Source organism: Pseudoalteromonas piratica, assembly GCF_000788395.1.
GTDB lineage: Bacteria > Pseudomonadota > Gammaproteobacteria > Enterobacterales > Alteromonadaceae > Pseudoalteromonas > Pseudoalteromonas piratica.
The window spans coordinates 1,732,136-1,749,879 of the sequence record NZ_CP009888.1; the positions used below are offsets into that span (position 1 = coordinate 1,732,136).

Sequence of the window (17,744 nt, forward strand, 5' to 3'; positions counted from 1 at the left end):
TAATTAATTGAGAATTTGGACTGTAGCAAATCAAAAAGGTGGGGTAGGTAAAACCACTACCACAGTGTCCCTTGGAGGCTTATTAGCTTCACGGGGCAAGCGTGTTTTATTGATTGATACCGATCCTCATGCATCATTAACTTATTACTTTGGTATTGATTCTGAAGAATTAGAAGTAAGTGTATTTGACCTTTTCACCCGTGGAAAAACCATGGCAAGAGAAGAAATCTTACAATCTCTATGTCCCTCAGGTGTTGAAAACCTAGATATTCTTCCAGCTACGATGGCAATCGCAACACTTGACCGAAGTTTAGGTAAAAAAAGTGGTATGGGGCTTATTTTACGTCATGCACTTGATAAAATTAGTGATGAATATGACGTTGCTATCCTTGACTGTCCACCAGTACTTGGCGTGTTAATGGTGAATGCCCTTGCTGCGTGTAATCGTGTTTTGATCCCTGTGCAAACAGAGTTTTTGGCCTTAAAAGGCTTAGATCGTATGATGAGAACAATGGAGCTGATGCAAAGCTCACAAAATAAGTCATACAATTTCACAATTATTCCGACAATGTACGATAAACGTACAAAGGCTTCATTAGAGGCTTACAAAAAATTACGCGCCCTTTACGGAGATAAAGTATGGCCGGGTGTTGTTCCGGTTGATACTAAACTTAGAGATGCAAGCCTTGCCATGCAGGCTCCACATCAGTTTTGCCCCAAGTCACGCGGTGTATTTGCTTATACTTCATTGTTAGAGCATTTGGAGATGGCAGAAAATGACTAAGCAGTTATTTGCAAACGAAAAAGTGATGAAGCAGTATCTAGATGCGCTGTTACAAGAAGAATCATCGGAAACACTAGTAAGTCCAGTTGAAAATTTGCTTAGTGATGTAGAGAGTAAAGCTGCTGAACATCAAAAAGCCATTTTAAAACCAAAAGAAAGCCCACAGATTGCGTCTACCATTGAGCAAGTTGAGTCGAGAGAAGTCGTTGAAGCTGTGGAAGTCGCTTTACCACCATCACAAACTCAAGATGACAGTTTTGCGGCCGATGAATTCCAAGCACTTTATTTTGAAGTAGCGGGGCTCACCCTTGCAGTACCACTAAAATCGTTAGGCGGTATTTACCAATTAGGTGAAATAAATCAACTATTTGGAAAGCCAGATTGGTTTAAAGGGGTAATGTTGCATCGTGAAGAGAAACTGAATGTAGTTGACTCTGCGCGCTGGGTAATGCCAGAAAAATATAACAAAAACTTAGAAGAAGCGCTAAACTATCAGTATCTTATAATGTTAGGTGAATCTAACTGGGGACTGTTAGCTGAGCGATTGATTGATAATGTTAGCTTATCACACCAGGACATTAAATGGCGTGATAAAGCCGGCAGAAGACCCTGGTTAGCTGGATTAATTAAAGAGAAAATGTGTGCTTTAATTAATGTATCGGCAATGACCGAGTTATTGAATCAAGGTTTAGATAGCCAAGACGATTAGGGCTGTTCGCAATAGTCGTTGAGTTAGAAGCAGTTAACACATATCCACTTTGGATAGGAGCTTAAAAATGAGTGAAGAAAGAGTTCTTTCGTCAAATGCAGCCGACGTAAATGATGAAGTATTGCAGTGGGTTACGTTTCACCTAGAAGAGGAAACGTACGGCATCAATGTAATGCAAGTTCAAGAAGTACTGCGCTACAGTGAAATTGCGCCAGTGCCCGGTGCCCCTGCTTATGTACTTGGCATTATCAATTTGCGTGGTAATGTTGTAACTGTCATTGATACACGTACGCGTTTTGGCTTAAATAGCGCTGAAGTGACAGATAACTCTAGAATCGTGATCATTGAAGCTGAAAAGCAGGTGATTGGTATTCTAGTCGACAGTGTTGCCGAAGTTGTTTATTTACGTAGTTCTGAAATAGACAGTGCACCAAACATTGGCACTGAAGAAAGTGCTAAGTTTATCCAAGGCGTTTCTAACCGTGACGGTGAGCTTCTAATCTTAGTTGATTTAAATAAGTTACTAAGTGATGAAGAGTGGGATGAACTAAGTAATTTCTAATGGTTTGGCAAATAATTTCAGTTGTTGCACTCTGTGTTGCTGTTTGTGCCTGCATAATTGCGTTTAGTTTTCTTTCACGTTTAAAGCAGGTACAAAAAACACATCAGGACAGTGAAGCTAAGTTACTTACTCAACAAACAATCAACAAAAATGAAATCGCAGAAATCCGTTCGGGTTTACTGAAAATTGGTAAACATGTAATGGAGCTTCAGTCCGAAGCACAAGAGCTAAAACAAAAGCAGCAAGATATTCAGTTGGCAGATCCAGAATCAAAAATTTATTCTCGTGCAGTCAAAATGATCACCTTAGGGGCGGATATCGACGAAATTATGCGCGAATGTGAATTGCCAAGAGCTGAAGCTGAACTGCTCTTTACACTTCACCAAAAAGAAGGGTAGTGCGCAAATAAAAAGCCTAGTTTTCTACTAGGCTTCTACGTCTAATTTGTTATGCAATGCTTGCCAGCCTGGTGGAAACTTTCCTTGTAGTACATAAGAAAACGCGATTAACTCTGCAATAACGTAATACAACTCCTCCGGTATTTGTTGGCCGATTTCAAGGCCCGCTAAGCTCTCTGCCAATGCTGAGTCCTGATGCAGCAGTATGTCATTGTCTTTGGCATATTGAATTATATGCTCTGCTAATTCACCGAAGCCTTTACTACTCACTTCTGGGGCACCTTGGCCATCGTAAAATAGCCCGATTGCTGATTTCTGTGAAGTCATATTAAACCTTAATATTTACGATTCCTGAGCGCGACTTAAGATGCTGTTGCTCAGTTAAAACAAATTCACTGTGTAAAACGTCAAGTCCGTGTTGCGTTAATTTTTGCGCTAATAAAGGAGCCTGTGACTTTGCTTGATTGATTAATATTGTGTTGTCAGAGCTAAAATTGAGAGACAACTGGCGTTGATTTAACTCGGCGGCAATATTCAAAATACCGCTTTGTATCTCGAATGCTAAACAGATATGCCATATTGACGTAATTTCGCCATTATCGTTTTTGCGCTTTTCTTCTTGAATGGTTATTGGCGTAGTGGCAAGTTTTTCAGTTTGCTGCTGTGGCAACGAAAACTGCATATTTACAAGCGGTTGCTCATTACTGGTTGTTTGCTGTGTAGCTGATTGCAAGTTACCTTGAAGGCCTTTTTGCAGGGTATTTATATTATCACTTAAATTTCTTTGCAGAGCATTCGACAGAGATAATTGTCCCTTTTGCGATTTACCCTCTTTTTTGCTGTTCAAGGCTTTCGTTAAATTAAGCAATAATGGCAATAAATTCTCTAGCTTGCCTTGCTGCTCAGGTATTAAACGGGCTTGTTGTGATAACCCCGTGGCTGCAAGTGCAATTTTTACATGTTCAATTGCACCAATAGGTGTTTGTAGGCTGTCTCTTTGCTTTACTTCTAAAGGGGCAATTATCGACTTTATTTGCAACATGGTGGGTTGCAAAGCACTCGACTCATTTATCATCTTATTAAATGCATGATTGACAAGCTTTGCTAATGGATCAGGTAATTCAGATGAGGAAAGCGTTTTATTAAGTTGCATTGTTAATGTTTGCAAAGGGTTTTGTTTTGCGATGTTTTCAAGCTTATGCTGGATTGACTTAATGGCATCAGCTCCAGACGTGATGGTTTTTGCTAGCCCCCCATCAAGGTTGCTTGTTTCTTTGTGAGTGGGTGAAGTCGGAGTTATCGGGCGTTTATAGGTTGGCGCTTTTTGCAATGTATCAACGGCTTGGGTTAATACAGGCAATTTGATGAGTGCATCTTGAGACTTTTTAGTTTGCTGAGTATTAGAGTTATCTTCGTTTAAGGGGGTGAGCTTGGGTAAATGCACACTTCCTTTAGAAGCATGCTTCAAAGTGATATTTCGTTCAAATAAAACGGTTTTAATACTTTCAAGCATTGACCCAATAAGAGATTGGTTGAAGCTTTTGTCTGTCGTTGCCACTCGTTGAATAAGTGAGAGTTCTTTGGCTGAAGATTGGGGTACCGAGAGCATGTCTCTTGGCGCTATGTTTAATGGTGAAGGTTCGGCATTAAGTTTTACCTGAAGATTTTGACTCGGCAAATTTAATACAGCCTTATCGCCTAAATTATTAAGCGTGAAAGGCAGTGTTTGATTGGTTACCACTTTTGCTAAATGAGGTAGTGGAATAGCCTGACCGTTAACCTGTATTTCAGGTGTTTTCTTTAAATTTAATAGTAAGCTAGATGATTGCAGCTTGATTAGCTCGATGGCTTTTTTTATCGGTAAAATTTGAGATTGCACAGGCTGACTATTCTTATCCAATTTAACATTTATTTTTAATTGCTCACTTTTATGTTCAACTTCAATAATTGCCGGCTGTTGATGTTTAACCAGGTTTGTTAGGTTTTTGGATAGCTCAGTAGAAATAGCAAGGCTGTTAGCTTTTACTATCAATTGATTATCAGAATTAATAATACTTGCAGGCAATGCAAACTTGTTTGGTACAGAGACTGAATTATTAGTTGCGTGCTTAAGTAACTCAAATATTGTTTGCTGTGGCAGCTTAATACTTTGTTTTGGTAGATTGATAAGTAGATTTGTCAGATTTGTTGATAGCGAAAGTTCTGCTTTATCTGTACGTAGCAGCAATGTTTGGTTAGGTATCGATAATTCAACTAGTTTTGACGTTAATTGTGCGAGCGAAAATGACAATTTATTGTCAGTTACAGATAGGTTCGTCACATTTACCGCATCTTTGACTAATGCTGTGAGTAGCTGTTGATTTGTTTTTGTAGGCAAATTCAAATGCTGCAAAGTTTGTTGAAGCTGTTTCACCTGTGTTAACTGGTTGTGTGTTAATTGAGGTAAAGTGCTTTGCTCAAGCTCACTACTTGGGGTAGAGATAATATTTAGCAGAGATTGAATATCTGTCATCTGTTTTAAATCAAGCTATTGCCAATTTCTCTTGTCGAGGAGATTACGTTTTACAATACCATTATGTTAGACTAATGCCCAATTTTAGGTCGAGAGATGTATTAACTTGTTAAAAGTAGATTCAATTTGCTGCATTCGGCAAGATAGATGTTTGTTTGAAGATCTCTCTTTTGAATTACATCAAGGGCAAATTGTCCAGTTAGAAGGGCAAAATGGGGCTGGTAAAACGTCCCTTCTGCGCATACTCGCTGGATTCGTTCGCGCAGAATCAGGCAAAGTGATGTGGCAAAATGTTGATATTGCTAAAGACAACCTCCAGTTTGCCAGCGATACACTTTATATTGGCCATAAAACAGGTGTTAATGGTCAACTTACAGCACTTGAAAACCTTTCTTTTTGGCTTGAAACTCATGGCCTAGAAACAGATGAAGACTTGCATGATGTATTGGCGCAGCTTGGGTTAGTTGGTCTCGAAGATGTGCCCGTTCGCTTGCTTTCAGCAGGTCAACAACGCCGCGTGGCACTTGCGCGCCTTTGGCTTAACAAAGCAACGTTATGGATGTTGGACGAACCATTTACTGCCGTGGACAAAAAAGGGGTGGTATTGTTGCAACAGCAATTTAAAAAGCATTTAGCGGCAGGTGGTGCAATTATATTAACCAGCCACCAAGATTTAACCGAACACTTTCCAGAGTTATCGCGTTTAGTATTGGAGTACCGTTTCTAAATGAACACCCATGATTCTTACTGGCGCTTATTCTCAAGTATCTATAAAAAAGATCTCACTTTGGCGTTTCGCCAGCGCTCAGAGATTATTAATCCTGTTTTATTTTTTATTATTGTTATTACCTTATTTCCATTAGGTGTAGGGCCTGAACCTAACTTACTAGCGCGTATGGCGCCAGGTATCATCTGGGTGGCTGCATTACTTTCTACCATGTTGGGTTTGGATAAAATGTTTCGCGATGACTATATCGATGGCACGCTTGAACAGATGATGTTAAGTCCATTTCCTACATCATTAACCGTGCTTGCTAAAATTGCGGCTCATTGGACTGTTACCGGATTACCTTTAGTCATAATGACGCCAATGTTTGCTTTACTGCTAAACCTAGAAAGTGAAGCGTTAACGGCGACCTTGTTAACGCTACTAATTGGTACACCGTTGTTAAGTCTAATCGGGGCGATAGGTGCGGCGTTAACGGTAGGGTTACAGAAGGGCGGTGTTTTACTTAGTTTATTAGTCTTACCGCTCTATATTCCGGTATTAATTTTTGCGACATCTGCCATTGATGCGGGGGCGATGTCGCTTGACTACTCTGGTCAGTTAGCCATATTAGGGGCGTTACTTGCTGGTGCAAGTGTATTGGCGCCATTTGCCGTTTCATCATCTTTAAAAGTGAGTGTGAGTTAGTTATGTGGAAGTGGTTACATCCATATGCGAAAGCAGAAAAAGCGTATCAAGTTTGTAATACTTTGATGCCCTATTTTGCCGTGTTTGCGGTAGTTGGTTTAATTGTTGGGTGGACATGGGGTCTTGCGTTTGCACCAGCGGATTATCAACAAAAAGACAGTTATCGAATCATTTTTATTCATGTTCCTTCAGCGATTTTGTCAATGGGTGCTTACACTTCAATGGCAATTACCGCCTTTATTGCAATGGTGTGGCAGATCCGAAATGCCGAACTAGCCGTAGTTGCTATAGCGCCAGTGGGTGCAGCGGTTGCCGCAATTGCATTAATTACTGGTGCAGCATGGGGTAAACCTATGTGGGGCACTTGGTGGGTATGGGATGCACGCTTAACAACCATGCTTATTTTGCTATTTCTTTATATCGGGGTAATTGCGCTTTATCATGCGTTTGAAGATAAAGGTGCAGCCGGTCGCGCCTCATGTATTCTGGCTATGGTAGGTGTAGTGAATGTACCAATTATTCACTACTCAGTGGAGTGGTGGAACACGCTTCATCAAGGTTCAACAATTACCAAATTTGATGGTTCTGCAATTGATAGCAGTATGCTTTATCCATTGCTTATCAATATTTTTGCATTTGCATGCTTAATGGCAGTTATCGTGCTAATGCGTTTGAAGAATGAAATTTTAGAAAGAGAAAAGCACCGCCCCTGGGTGCGCAATTTAGTGAGTGGAGGTAAAAATGCAGTTTAACTCGCTTTCAGAATTTTTCGCTATGGGTGGCTATGGCTTTTTTGTCTGGCTCTCATATGGGGCATGTGCATTGATTTTATTAGGTATTTTTATATCAAGTAAACGTACACATCGTAAAATTTTAGATAATGTTAAATCGCAAATTGCGCGCGAAGAGCGTATCAAAAAAGCGAAGGAGCAGGGGCTGTGAATCCAAGACGTAAAAAACGTATGTTTACTATTTTAGCGGTGCTGTTAGGGATTGGTTCAGCAATAGGCCTGACCTTGTATGCATTACAAGAGAATATTAACTTGTTCTACACACCTTCAGAATTAATTGAAGGTAAAGGCGAAAATAAAGAAAAGCCATTTATTGGTCAAAAACTGCGAATCGGCGGTATGGTTGTACCGGGTTCAGTTGTTCGTGATGAAGAATCTCTAGATGTTGAGTTCAAATTAATTGATACCGGTCCATTAGTGACAATTCGTTATCATGGTATTTTACCTGACTTGTTTCGTGAAGGTCAGGGCATTGTTGCACAAGGTGTGTTAATTGAACCAAATGTGATTGAAGCGTTTGAAGTACTAGCAAAGCACGATGAAGAATACATGCCAGCGGACGTTGCTGAAGCTGTGAAGGGAATTAAACACGAAAAACCAAAATATAACCTTAACAACGGCGGTTATTAATTATGATTGCTGAATTAGGTTATTTATCGTTAACGTTGGCATTGGCGTTTTCGATACTTCTGAGTGTTTACCCTATGGTGGGTGCAGTTAAAGGCAACTTGCGCCTAATGCAAAGCGCCCCAGCATTTGCTTTGGCGCAGTTTCTTTTCACTGCGATTTCATTTGGTATATTAATTTATGTAACCTTGATAGATGACTTCACGGTTGCTTATGTTGCCAGCCACAGCAGTACAACCTTGCCATGGTATTACAAAGTAACCTCTACTTGGGGTGGTCATGAAGGCGCGGTACTGCTTTGGGTATTAATGCAAACAGGCTGGACTGCCATTGTTGCATTTGCTTCTAAATCATTGCCATGGCAATTACGCGCGCGCGTACTGTCTATTCTTGGCTTTTTAGGCCTTGGTTTTATTCTATATACCCTATTAATGTCGAGCCCATTTGAGCGCTTACTACCGTATTATCCAATCGAAGGGCATGATTTAAATCCTTTATTACAAGATCCAGGTATGATCATTCACCCGCCATTACTGTACATGGGTTATGTTGGCTTATCTGTGTCATTTGCTTTTGCGATTGCAGCACTATTAATGGGTAAACTCGATAATACATGGGCAAAATGGTCACGTCCTTGGACCATGGCTGCATGGTTGTTTTTAACATTAGGTATCACAATTGGCTCATGGTGGGCTTATGCTGAATTAGGCTGGGGCGGCTGGTGGTTCTGGGATCCAGTTGAAAACGCATCTTTAATGCCATGGTTAGTCGCAACCGCATTGATCCACTCACTCGCAGTGACTGAAAAACGAGGTGTCTTTAAATCGTGGACAGTGCTTTTGGCTATTGCTGCATTCTCTTTGACCTTACTCGGTACCTTTATTGTACGTTCTGGCATTATTGTATCTGTACACGCATTTACCACAGATCCTGGGCGAGGTTCATTTATCTTGTCATTCTTAGCTCTGGTGGTGGGCGGCAGTTTACTCCTGTATGGCTTGCGCGCAGGTACGGTTGAATCGTCATCGCGCTATAAAGTTTTGTCACGTGAGGTTGCACTTTGGCTGAATAACTTACTGCTTTGTGTTGCAACCCTGATTGTACTGCTTGGCACATTACTGCCGATGGTTCATAAAGAACTAGGCTTAGGTACAATTTCTATTGGTGTGCCTTTCTTCAATCAAATGTTCTTTTATTTACTTGCGCCATTTGCATTGTTATTGGGCTTAGGTCCAATGTTGCGCTGGAAGCAAAACAAGTTTTCACATCTCACTAAAAAGTTGATAGGTGCATTAATTGTGACCTCGGTTATTACATTTGCATGGCTTTACTCAAGTTATGAAAATGTATCGACCACGACATTAGTGGGCGTGTTTTTTGCGCTATGGGTGAGTTTAACCGTGGTTATTGATTTGCTTGATAAGCTTAGCAAAGAGGGCGCCTCTATCACTAAATTGGGTAACAGTTTTTGGGCTATGCACACTGCACATTTAGGCTTTGCCTGTGTGGTGTTAGGCGTTACGTTAACCTCGGCGTACTCAGTTGAGAAACAAGTTAAAGTAAACCCAGGTGAGCAAACACAGCTAAATGAATACAGCTATCGTTTTGAAGGCGTAAAAGCGATTGTAGGGCCTAATTATAAAGGGCATGCAGGGGTTGTCACTGTATTTAAAGACGAGCAAAAAGTAACAGAACTTTACGCGGAAAAACGTCAGTATGATGTGGGAATGCAAGTGATGACAGAGGCTGCAATTGACGCCAAATTAAGTCGTGATTTGTACCTCGCTCTTGGCGAACAATTAAGTAACGGCGCGTGGGCGTTGCGTATTTATGAAAAACCGTTTGTACGCTGGATGTGGCTGGGTGGATTACTGATGGCACTTGCCGGTGTCATTATGATGCTCGATAAACGTTATCGTCGTAAAGCGAGTGTGGCTTCTGAGATGAAAGGAGTAACGGCATGAAAAATAAAACGTTAATGTTGGTACCTTTTATTATTTTTGCCGTGCTTTGCGTATTTTTATTAAAAGGCTTATTTGGTAACCCAAAAGAAATTGAAACGGGTCGATTAGGTCAAACGATGCCAGCGTTCAACTTGCCAGATTTAATGGATGAGAATAAGCGCTGGACAGATAAAGATCTACTTGGTGACGTTTATTTATTGAATGTATGGGGCACATGGTGCCCTACCTGTTTAATCGAATTGCCATACCTTACTAAGTTACGTGGTCAAGGAGTGAAAATTATTGGCCTTTACTATGAACAAAACTATGACCCTGATTTCGGTGATAGCTTTGATTTAGCTGCGTTGCAGCGTGAAGTGAAGGGCATGTTGTCACGCACGGGTGACCCATATCAATTTAACATTTTGGACCTCAACCGCACACTGGCGTTAGATTTAGGTGTCTCTGGTGCGCCAGAGCACTTTTTAGTCGATAAAAACGGCAAAATTATCTTGCATCACACAGGTGATATTAATGAACGAGTATGGCGTGCAAAGTTTGCACCTAAGTTATTAGAGCTCAAGTAATGAAAAAATTATTTATCGTATTATTGACGATTTTCTCTGTGAGTTTGTTCGCTGCAGAAAATCAATATCAGTTTAACAGCGCTCAAGAAGAGCAATTGTTTCGTGAATTAACTGCTGAACTGCGTTGCCCTAAATGTCAAAATCAGAATATTGCAGATTCAGATGCCGTCGTTGCAAAAGATCTGCGTGATAAAGTGCTTGAACTGGTACAAGCGGGTAATGATAAAGATCAGGTAGTTGATTATATGATTGATCGCTACGGCTACTTTGTTCACTACAAGCCGCCTGTCACACCACTTACATTATTACTTTGGATTTTACCTTTAGGATTTGTTGTGCTTGGTTTTGTGTTTATTTTATTAACGCAAAAAAAGCAGGCTAAGAAAAAAGCACAATGGAGTGAGGCTGATGAACAAAAGTTAGCAGCATTGATCGCAAAGTATAAGGAATCAGCATGATTACATCATTTTATTTTTATGCTGCAATTCTTGTGGTATTTGGTTTGTTCTTTGTTGTTTTTCCGTTTATTCGCAAAGAAAAATCAATTGAAACTAACCCCAATGCAAATGCCTTACGTATTTCTGATTACGAATCTCGTTTAGAAGAACTATCGCAAGAAGTTGAAACCGGTAAATTAAGTGAAGATGCTTATAACACTGCGGTTGTTGAGCAAAAACAAGCTTTATTACAGGAACTTGCTCCGGAGCAACAGCTTAATCAACATGGCAATCGTTCCGTTATCGCATTAACTGCGAGTTTGTTCACCTTAACATTCTGTATAGTGTTCTATTTAATGACGGGTAGCTTCAACTTGTTGACACAATGGCAAGATGCGAAAGATAACTTACCTGAACTTGGTAAACGTGCGGTGCTACAACAAGGCGAGCCACTATCAAACAATGAAATGCAAGAGCTTGCTCTTGGTCTGCGCACAAAACTCGCAGAGCAAGGTGATGACGAAATGGCTTGGCTACTACTCGGACGAATCATGCTGATGCTAAACGATTATGAATCAGCAAATATGTCATTTGATAAGGCAATAGCTATGAATGCCAATAATATTAATGCGCTGGTGAGTAAAGCTCAGGTATTAATGTTAGAGGGGGCTGATCATTCAATAAACCAAGCGGCTAAAGTGGTTTCTCAGGTTTTAAAGATTGAACCGAGTAATACAGATGCACTTTCAATGCTGGCATTAATTGCTTATGAACGTGGTGATTGGCAACAATCTCTTGCGGCATTTGAGCTTATCTTAGGGCGTATGTCAGAAACTAACCCCAGTTATGCCATGTTAAATGCTCGGGTTGAAGAGTTAAAGGTTAAGGTTGCGCAGCAATCTAACAATTCTGAACAAAATTCAGTTGGACAAGGCCTATCCGTCTCGGTAAATATTACCCTTGCAGATGAATTAAAAGATCAACTACCTGCTAATGGTGTTTTATTCGTTTTTGCAAAAGCAGAAAATGGTCCGCCAATGCCGCTGGCAGTGGTTAAAAAGCCACAATGGCAGCTCCCATTAACCGTTACATTATCCGAAAGTGACGCCATGGTTGCAGGCATGACCTTTGCTGAGTTCAAGCGTGTTAAAATAGTAGCCCGCATTAGTATTGATGATAAAGTTGATACGCAAGCAGGTGAACTTGAAGGACATACTCAAGGCTTTGATATTGAGCAAATTAATCAAGTTAATCTGACAATAGATAAATTACTATAAGTTTTAAAGGAACACTGAGTGCTAAAGCAAACATTCCAAACCTTAGTTACTTTATTTGCCATATCTGCAAGTATGCTGTTAACAGGGTGTGCCCAAGTACCACCTGAGAAGGAAGATCCGCGCGATCCGCTGCAATCAGTAAACAGGCCCATTTACGATTTCAATATGGATGTGCTTGATGCATATGTATTGAGACCTGTTGCTGTTGGTTATACCAAAGTGACACCACAACCTGTTCGTAGTGGTTTAGTCAATGCTACCAATAATTTAGATGCACCAATTGATGCAACAAACTCGTTATTGCAAGGAAAAGTGTCGAACTCGGGGGTGAATGTTGCTAGATTTTTAGTTAATTCAACCGTCGGTATTTTTGGTATTTTTGATGTTGCCTCTGAAATCGGTTTAGTTGAAGAAACGGAGGACTTTGGTCAAACATTGGGTGTTTGGGGTGTTTCTGATGGCGCTTACTTAATGTTTCCAGGTTACGGGCCAAGTACTGTCAGAAATGCATCAGGAGATGTCATGGATGCGGTTGTATTGCCAAGTTTATCTTTAGGCACGCCTGTGACTTTGGGTAAATGGGTAATAAAGGTGCTTGAAGCTCGTGCCTCACTTATTCCGCAAGAAGCATTATTAAACGAGTCATTAGACCCATACTTATTCTTAAAAGACGTTTACTTTCAGCGCCAACTATACGAATTGTATGATGGTAATCCACCATTACCAAAAGTTGAAAAGAGCACTGAAGAAAAAGCGAATGATGACTTTTTTGAAAACTTATAGTTAATTTTTAAGCATAAAAAAACCGACCTAAGCGTCGGTTTTTTTATTAAATAACATTGTTATTTGCTCATGGCGTCCATCTGTAAGTTAGCCCACTGCAGAGCATCATGATAAGCCGTAGGAATTTCATCTGCGTTCAAGCTTAATTTATCTTGGATTTCTTTTGCTTTTTGCCATTGCGCTATTTCATATGCCTCAACTAATCCTAGGTACTCAGCCAAGCGCCCTTCACGGTTCAAAATCGCGAGTTTGATTTCTTCCGAAAGAGGAAGTTTATCCAATACAGATTCCATTGATTGATCTAAGATACCATCAATCAACGACAGCATACCTGTAAGGAAGGCTTTTGATGACTCTTGATATTGACCAGCTTGCTCTGAAAGAAGCTCAGCAAACTTTGCTCGGGTTAAACACAAACGCATTAGCTCAGGTGGCTTGTCTGAAGCCACTTGCGCGGTGAAAAGCACAGATAGAAAACGTTTAAGTTCTTCAATACCTAACACAACAAGTGCTTGTTTGATTGTGCTTATCTCGGCACGACGTTTAAATGCTGCTGAGTTTGAATAACGTAAGAGCTTGTATGATAAATTGACATCACGCTCAAACACTTCCGTTACTTTTTTCAAGTCCATCTCTGGGCTTGATGTTTCATACAGTAACTCTGCAAGTGTCATTTCGTTTGGTGCTAATGCACGGCTTTGAACTACTTCCGGTTTTGCGAAGAAAAAACCTTGGAAATAGTGGAAGCCAAGCTCCATTGCTTGTTCAAATTGTTCTGGTGTTTCTACTTTTTCAGCCAGGAATTGAATACTTGGAAAGTCTTTGGTTTGTGCAATGATTTCTTTGATTTGGTCAATCGAGGTGTCGAGCCAGTCGATTTTGATGATATCGACAAAGGGATAAAAGTGTCGCCAAACTGGGGCATGTTTATAATCATCAAGAGCAATGGTGTAACCCATTTCTTTAAGCTCTTTTACCGCAGCAAGAAGTCGCTTACCTGGTTGCACAGTCTCTAGAATTTCGACAACGACTTCTTTGGTGCCTAATGTTTTTGCATAACCTTTTACTAATGTTTCAAGTGTAAAATTGATAAATGCAGGTTTGTCGCCTGTCATATCTTCAAGCCCAAGGCTTAGCTGGCTTCCTTCAATAAGGCGCGAAGTTGCCTCGTCTTCATTTATATTAGGAAATACATTATCTAAACTATCTCTGAAAAGAAGTTCATAACCAATGAGTTTTTTTTCGCGGTTTAGAATAGGTTGTCTCGCTGCATAAAAATACATAAAAGCAGAGGTCCTGTGTGTTGTCTTGAGTTCTTTTTATGATCTGAATATAGGATAAGTAAGAGTGTATTTCACCTTATTTTTGGTTATTTTTTCCTAGGTGAAATGATTTTTCGCACTACAAGTTGTCTTTATCGCAATTAATAAACAAATCGAAAAATGTTTTGATATAGTAAATTATTATGACAGTTGGTACGCATCGTGAGAATGCGAATAAAGTACCAAGTTTGGTATGTTAGGAGAGTTATCTTGGAGTTTGGCACCATCTTTTCGTTAGGCCTTTATTTTGCAGTAATGTTAGGTATTGGTTTTTATGCATATAAGAAGTCGACCAGTGATGTATCTGGTTATATGTTAGGGGGCCGAAACTTAAGCCCAAGTGTAACCGCACTTTCTGCGGGCGCTTCGGATATGAGTGGCTGGATGTTAATGGGTCTACCTGGAGCCATGTATTTATCAGGGCTAAGCAGTGCTTGGATTGGCATAGGACTTATCATTGGTGCCTATCTAAACTATTTAATTGTAGCACCACGCTTACGGACATATACCGAGCTTGCTAATGATTCGATTACCTTACCGGATTTTTTCGAAAACCGATTTAATGATGACAAACGTATTCTGAGGGTGATTTCATCAATTGTTATCATTGTGTTTTTTACCTTGTATACCTCATCTGGTGTTGTAGCTGGGGGCAAGTTATTTGAATCAAGTTTCGGTATGAGTTACGAACTTGGCTTATATGTCACCGCTGGGGTGGTGGTAATTTACACGTTATTTGGTGGGTTTTTGGCTGTGAGCCTGACTGATTTCGTGCAAGGTTGCATCATGTTTTTGGCGCTCGTTTTGGTGCCTGTGGTTGTGCTAACAGAAGTGGGCGGTTTATCAAATGCTATTGATACCGTTGAACAACTTAACCCAACGTTATTAAGTTTTGCATCGGGTGTTTCTATATTGGGCGTTATCTCGGCAATGGCGTGGGGCTTAGGCTATTTTGGTCAACCGCATATTATTGTGCGCTTTATGGCTATTCGCTCAGTTAAAGATTTACCTATTGCAAGACGAATAGGCATGAGCTGGATGATTGTCTCTTTAATTGGCGCATTAGCGACTGGTTTTGTCGGTGTTGTTTATGTAAATCAAACTGGCATTGAATTAAAAGACGCTGAAACTATCTTTATTTTACTTTCGCAAGTGCTGTTCCATCCTCTCATTGCAGGCTTTTTACTGGCTGCCATTTTAGCTGCTATTATGAGTACCATCTCATCACAATTATTAGTGACATCAAGTTCACTAACCGAAGACATATACAAAGCATTTTTGAATCAACAAGCGTCACAAGAAAAGTTGGTATTAGTGGGTCGTATTTCGGTATTAGTGGTTGCTTTGCTGGCTATATTTCTTGCTTATGACAGAGAGAGTTCTATTTTAAGTTTAGTCAGTAATGCATGGGCTGGTTTTGGTGCTGCGTTTGGACCGGTTGTTATTTTGAGCTTGTACTGGTCACGAATGACTAAGCAGGGGGCGCTAGCAGGGATTATCTCAGGAGCCGCGACGGTGTTGTTGTGGATTTACTTACCAGTTACGGTAAATGGACAAAGTCTAAGTAGTCTAATGTATGAGATCGTGCCTGGTTTTATCATTGCCAGCATCGCAATTGTGGTCGTCAGTTACTTATCAGATGAACCTTCTGAACAACAGGTATCCATGTTTAATCAGGTGCGAAACAATTAAACAAAAATTTAGTTAGGGAAGATGGTAATGAAATGTGTGATATGGCGCAGTTTATTTGTGTGTTTTATGATGTTTTTGGGTTCTGCTGTTGCAGAGCCCAAAACTGATGTCACGGTAAAAGACCTGTTAGAGTTAGAAGAGGTTGAACAAGCCGCGAAACAAACAAATGAAATAAATGCGTTTGTTGGTTGGGACACATTTGGACGTGAAACACCTAAGAGCAGTATGCAGGGGTTTCTATCTGCCGCTCGTCAACAGGATTACCAAACAGCATCCGAATATTTGGACTTTAGAAACTTACCTTTTGAAGTCACAGCTGCATCTCAGCCTGAAATCGCACGTCAACTTCATGTCAGCTTAGATCGCACTCTGTGGGTTGATATTGAAGGCCTGTCCAATGATTTATTGGGAAAGTTACCTGAAAATGTGCCTGACTATCGTGATTTAGTCGGCACAATTGAAACTCCCGAAGGCACTGTGCCTGTATTGTTACAGCGTGTCCCGACAAGTGAAAATAAACGAATTTGGAAGATCTCCAACGCCACTGTTGCCAAAATTCCCGTCTTAGATAAATACTATGGATACAGTGAAATGGGTGAATGGTTATCACAACATTTACCTAATTATCGCTTTATGGGGGTGATGCTATGGCAATGGCTTTATTTTGCAGTGACATTTTTACTTTACATTGTCGCTAGCTGTCTGAGCTATTGGGTGTTAATTAAGTTATTTAATGCGTTCAAAATAAAACTAAGTTTTTATATAGACTTTTTATATGCGCCTTTAAGCTTTTTAACAGCAACCTTATTAACTCGTAATTTTTCTGATACGTCTAATGTGACTTTTGCCGTGAAAGCGGTGGCAGAAGCATCAACCATTTTAATTTTTGCTTGGCTTTGGTTTCTTTGGCGTACTGTAGAGCTTGTGAAGAGTAAATTGACAGGTAAACTGGTAGCGCAGGGGAAAACACACACGACGTATTTGCTTAGGCCTGCGGCAAATGTTGTTAAATCCCTCCTTGTGATCGCAGCGGTGCTAATCTGGCTTGAAAACTTAGGGTTTAGTGCAACCACTATTATGGCTGGCTTAGGTATTGGCGGTTTAGCTGTTGCCCTTGCCGCGCAAAAGTCAGTGGAAAACCTAATAGGCGCAATCACTTTGTACTCATCCACCCCGGTAAAAGTTGGTAACTTATGTCGTATTGGCAAGTTTATTGGTACGGTTGAAGAGATAGGCTTACGTGCCACCCGCGTGCGTACTATTGAACGCACCGTTGTGTATATTGCAAATGCCAAATTTATCGATATGGAAATTGAAAACTTTTCCGAGCGAGAGAAAATGGCATTTCGCCCTAAGTTATTGCTTGAAATGCCGCAGTCGAATACGCAATTGAGCGAGTTTAATAAAGCGCTCAAAGCACTGCTCGAACAGCATGAATTAATTGATGAAAGTCCATGTCGAGTTTATTTTAAGGGGTTTAGTCCATTTGCTGTTGAGTTGTATGTATTGTCTTATATTACAAGCACTGATTTTGAAACCTATCTTAAGGTCAGTGATACACTTCACTTCGAAATCATGAATTTATTGCATCAACATAAGTTAAAATTGGCTGCTCCCGAATTGTTACAAGCTTAAGAATGTAAACCAGTTGTAACCTGCTTGCGGCCATTTGTCCTTTCTTTAAATGTACTTTTTTAGACTTTTTTTCATCTTTTGTTGCTAAAAGATGAAAAAAAGACCATTTAAGCTATATTTCATATTCGATCTACTAGAACTTTTCAAGGGCATATGTCCTTCTGAGAAGGCGGTGATTTGTATTATTTTTGCCGCAAATGGATAAGGGTGTAAACAACATGTTAACCACTAGGTTGGCTTGTTGAGGCATTGTTCAACCCGCAGTATTAAG

The 17,744-nt window shown here is 40.3% G+C and carries 19 protein-coding genes; 16 read left to right on the forward strand and 3 right to left on the reverse strand.

Going from position 1 to position 17,744, the window contains the following annotated elements; translation table 11 throughout:
• Positions 1-7: 7 nt before the first annotated feature.
• The 4 genes from OM33_RS07935 to OM33_RS07950 all read left to right on the forward strand — a co-directional run bounded on the left by OM33_RS07935 (position 8) and on the right by OM33_RS07950 (position 2,453).
• Positions 8-784, forward strand: a complete 777-nt coding sequence (locus tag OM33_RS07935; protein WP_038640656.1) for a ParA family protein — start codon at positions 8-10, stop codon at positions 782-784.
• Positions 777-1,493 carry a chemotaxis protein CheW gene (locus OM33_RS07940; RefSeq protein WP_038640658.1) on the forward strand — a complete coding sequence of 239 codons (717 nt, stop codon included), beginning with the start codon at positions 777-779 and terminating at the stop codon, positions 1,491-1,493. The genes OM33_RS07935 and OM33_RS07940 overlap by 8 nt, the downstream gene beginning before the upstream one ends.
• Positions 1,494-1,560: 67 nt before the next feature.
• Entirely contained in the window at positions 1,561-2,055 is a 495-nt protein-coding gene (locus tag OM33_RS07945) for a chemotaxis protein CheW (protein WP_038640660.1), read from the forward strand.
• Positions 2,055-2,453: a DUF2802 domain-containing protein gene (locus tag OM33_RS07950; protein WP_038640662.1), complete on the forward strand. Its 399-nt coding sequence runs from the start codon at positions 2,055-2,057 to the stop codon at positions 2,451-2,453. The genes OM33_RS07945 and OM33_RS07950 overlap by 1 nt, the downstream gene beginning before the upstream one ends.
• A 27-nt stretch (positions 2,454-2,480) precedes the next feature.
• On the opposite strand, the gene OM33_RS07955 is transcribed toward OM33_RS07950, so the two are convergent.
• Positions 2,481-2,780 carry an EscU/YscU/HrcU family type III secretion system export apparatus switch protein gene (locus tag OM33_RS07955; protein ID WP_038640664.1) on the reverse strand — a complete coding sequence of 100 codons (300 nt, stop codon included), beginning with the start codon at positions 2,778-2,780 and terminating at the stop codon, positions 2,481-2,483.
• 1 nt (position 2,781) lies between these two features.
• Entirely contained in the window at positions 2,782-4,965 is a 2,184-nt protein-coding gene (locus tag OM33_RS07960; RefSeq protein WP_038640666.1) for a hypothetical protein, read from the reverse strand.
• Positions 4,966-5,071: 106 nt separating this feature from the next.
• On the opposite strand from OM33_RS07960, the gene ccmA reads away from it, so the two are divergent.
• The 10 genes from ccmA to OM33_RS08010 all read left to right on the forward strand — a co-directional run bounded on the left by ccmA (position 5,072) and on the right by OM33_RS08010 (position 12,824).
• Positions 5,072-5,692 (forward strand): cytochrome c biogenesis heme-transporting ATPase CcmA, encoded by a 621-nt coding sequence (ccmA, locus tag OM33_RS07965; RefSeq protein WP_081991030.1) that lies wholly within the window; start codon positions 5,072-5,074, stop codon positions 5,690-5,692.
• Positions 5,693-6,379: a heme exporter protein CcmB gene (gene ccmB / locus OM33_RS07970; RefSeq protein WP_038640670.1), complete on the forward strand. Its 687-nt coding sequence runs from the start codon at positions 5,693-5,695 to the stop codon at positions 6,377-6,379.
• 2 nt (positions 6,380-6,381) lie between these two features.
• Entirely contained in the window at positions 6,382-7,131 is a 750-nt protein-coding gene (locus tag OM33_RS07975; RefSeq protein WP_038640672.1) for a heme ABC transporter permease, read from the forward strand.
• Positions 7,121-7,321: a heme exporter protein CcmD gene (ccmD, locus tag OM33_RS07980; RefSeq protein ID WP_038640674.1), complete on the forward strand. Its 201-nt coding sequence runs from the start codon at positions 7,121-7,123 to the stop codon at positions 7,319-7,321. The genes OM33_RS07975 and ccmD overlap by 11 nt, the downstream gene beginning before the upstream one ends.
• Positions 7,318-7,800 carry a cytochrome c maturation protein CcmE gene (ccmE, locus tag OM33_RS07985; RefSeq protein WP_038640676.1) on the forward strand — a complete coding sequence of 161 codons (483 nt, stop codon included), beginning with the start codon at positions 7,318-7,320 and terminating at the stop codon, positions 7,798-7,800. Before ccmD ends, ccmE begins: the two co-directional genes overlap by 4 nt.
• 2 nt (positions 7,801-7,802) lie before the next feature.
• On the forward strand, positions 7,803-9,761 hold the full coding sequence (locus OM33_RS07990; RefSeq protein ID WP_038640678.1) for a heme lyase CcmF/NrfE family subunit: 1,959 nt from the start codon (positions 7,803-7,805) through the stop codon (positions 9,759-9,761).
• Positions 9,758-10,327, forward strand: a complete 570-nt coding sequence (locus OM33_RS07995) for a redoxin family protein (protein WP_038640680.1) — start codon at positions 9,758-9,760, stop codon at positions 10,325-10,327. Before OM33_RS07990 ends, OM33_RS07995 begins: the two co-directional genes overlap by 4 nt.
• Positions 10,327-10,785: a cytochrome c-type biogenesis protein gene (locus OM33_RS08000; protein ID WP_038640682.1), complete on the forward strand. Its 459-nt coding sequence runs from the start codon at positions 10,327-10,329 to the stop codon at positions 10,783-10,785. Before OM33_RS07995 ends, OM33_RS08000 begins: the two co-directional genes overlap by 1 nt.
• Positions 10,782-12,041, forward strand: a complete 1,260-nt coding sequence (gene ccmI, locus OM33_RS08005; protein WP_038640683.1) for a c-type cytochrome biogenesis protein CcmI — start codon at positions 10,782-10,784, stop codon at positions 12,039-12,041. The genes OM33_RS08000 and ccmI overlap by 4 nt, the downstream gene beginning before the upstream one ends.
• 72 nt (positions 12,042-12,113) lie before the next feature.
• Positions 12,114-12,824 carry an MlaA family lipoprotein gene (locus OM33_RS08010; protein WP_038643169.1) on the forward strand — a complete coding sequence of 237 codons (711 nt, stop codon included), beginning with the start codon at positions 12,114-12,116 and terminating at the stop codon, positions 12,822-12,824.
• A 59-nt stretch (positions 12,825-12,883) separates the two neighbouring features.
• Here OM33_RS08010 and OM33_RS08015 read toward each other — a convergent pair whose 3' ends face one another.
• Positions 12,884-14,107 carry an EAL and HDOD domain-containing protein gene (locus OM33_RS08015; protein ID WP_038640685.1) on the reverse strand — a complete coding sequence of 408 codons (1,224 nt, stop codon included), beginning with the start codon at positions 14,105-14,107 and terminating at the stop codon, positions 12,884-12,886.
• Positions 14,108-14,356: 249 nt separating this feature from the next.
• Here OM33_RS08015 and putP point away from each other — a divergent pair, with 249 nt between their 5' ends.
• Both putP and OM33_RS08025 read left to right on the forward strand, forming a co-directional pair.
• Complete coding sequence (putP, locus tag OM33_RS08020) at positions 14,357-15,838, forward strand: sodium/proline symporter PutP (RefSeq protein ID WP_038640687.1); 1,482 nt, start codon at positions 14,357-14,359, stop codon at positions 15,836-15,838.
• Between the two features lie 27 nt (positions 15,839-15,865).
• Entirely contained in the window at positions 15,866-17,473 is a 1,608-nt protein-coding gene (locus OM33_RS08025) for a mechanosensitive ion channel family protein (protein WP_052140939.1), read from the forward strand.
• The last annotated feature ends 271 nt before the right edge of the window (positions 17,474-17,744 follow it).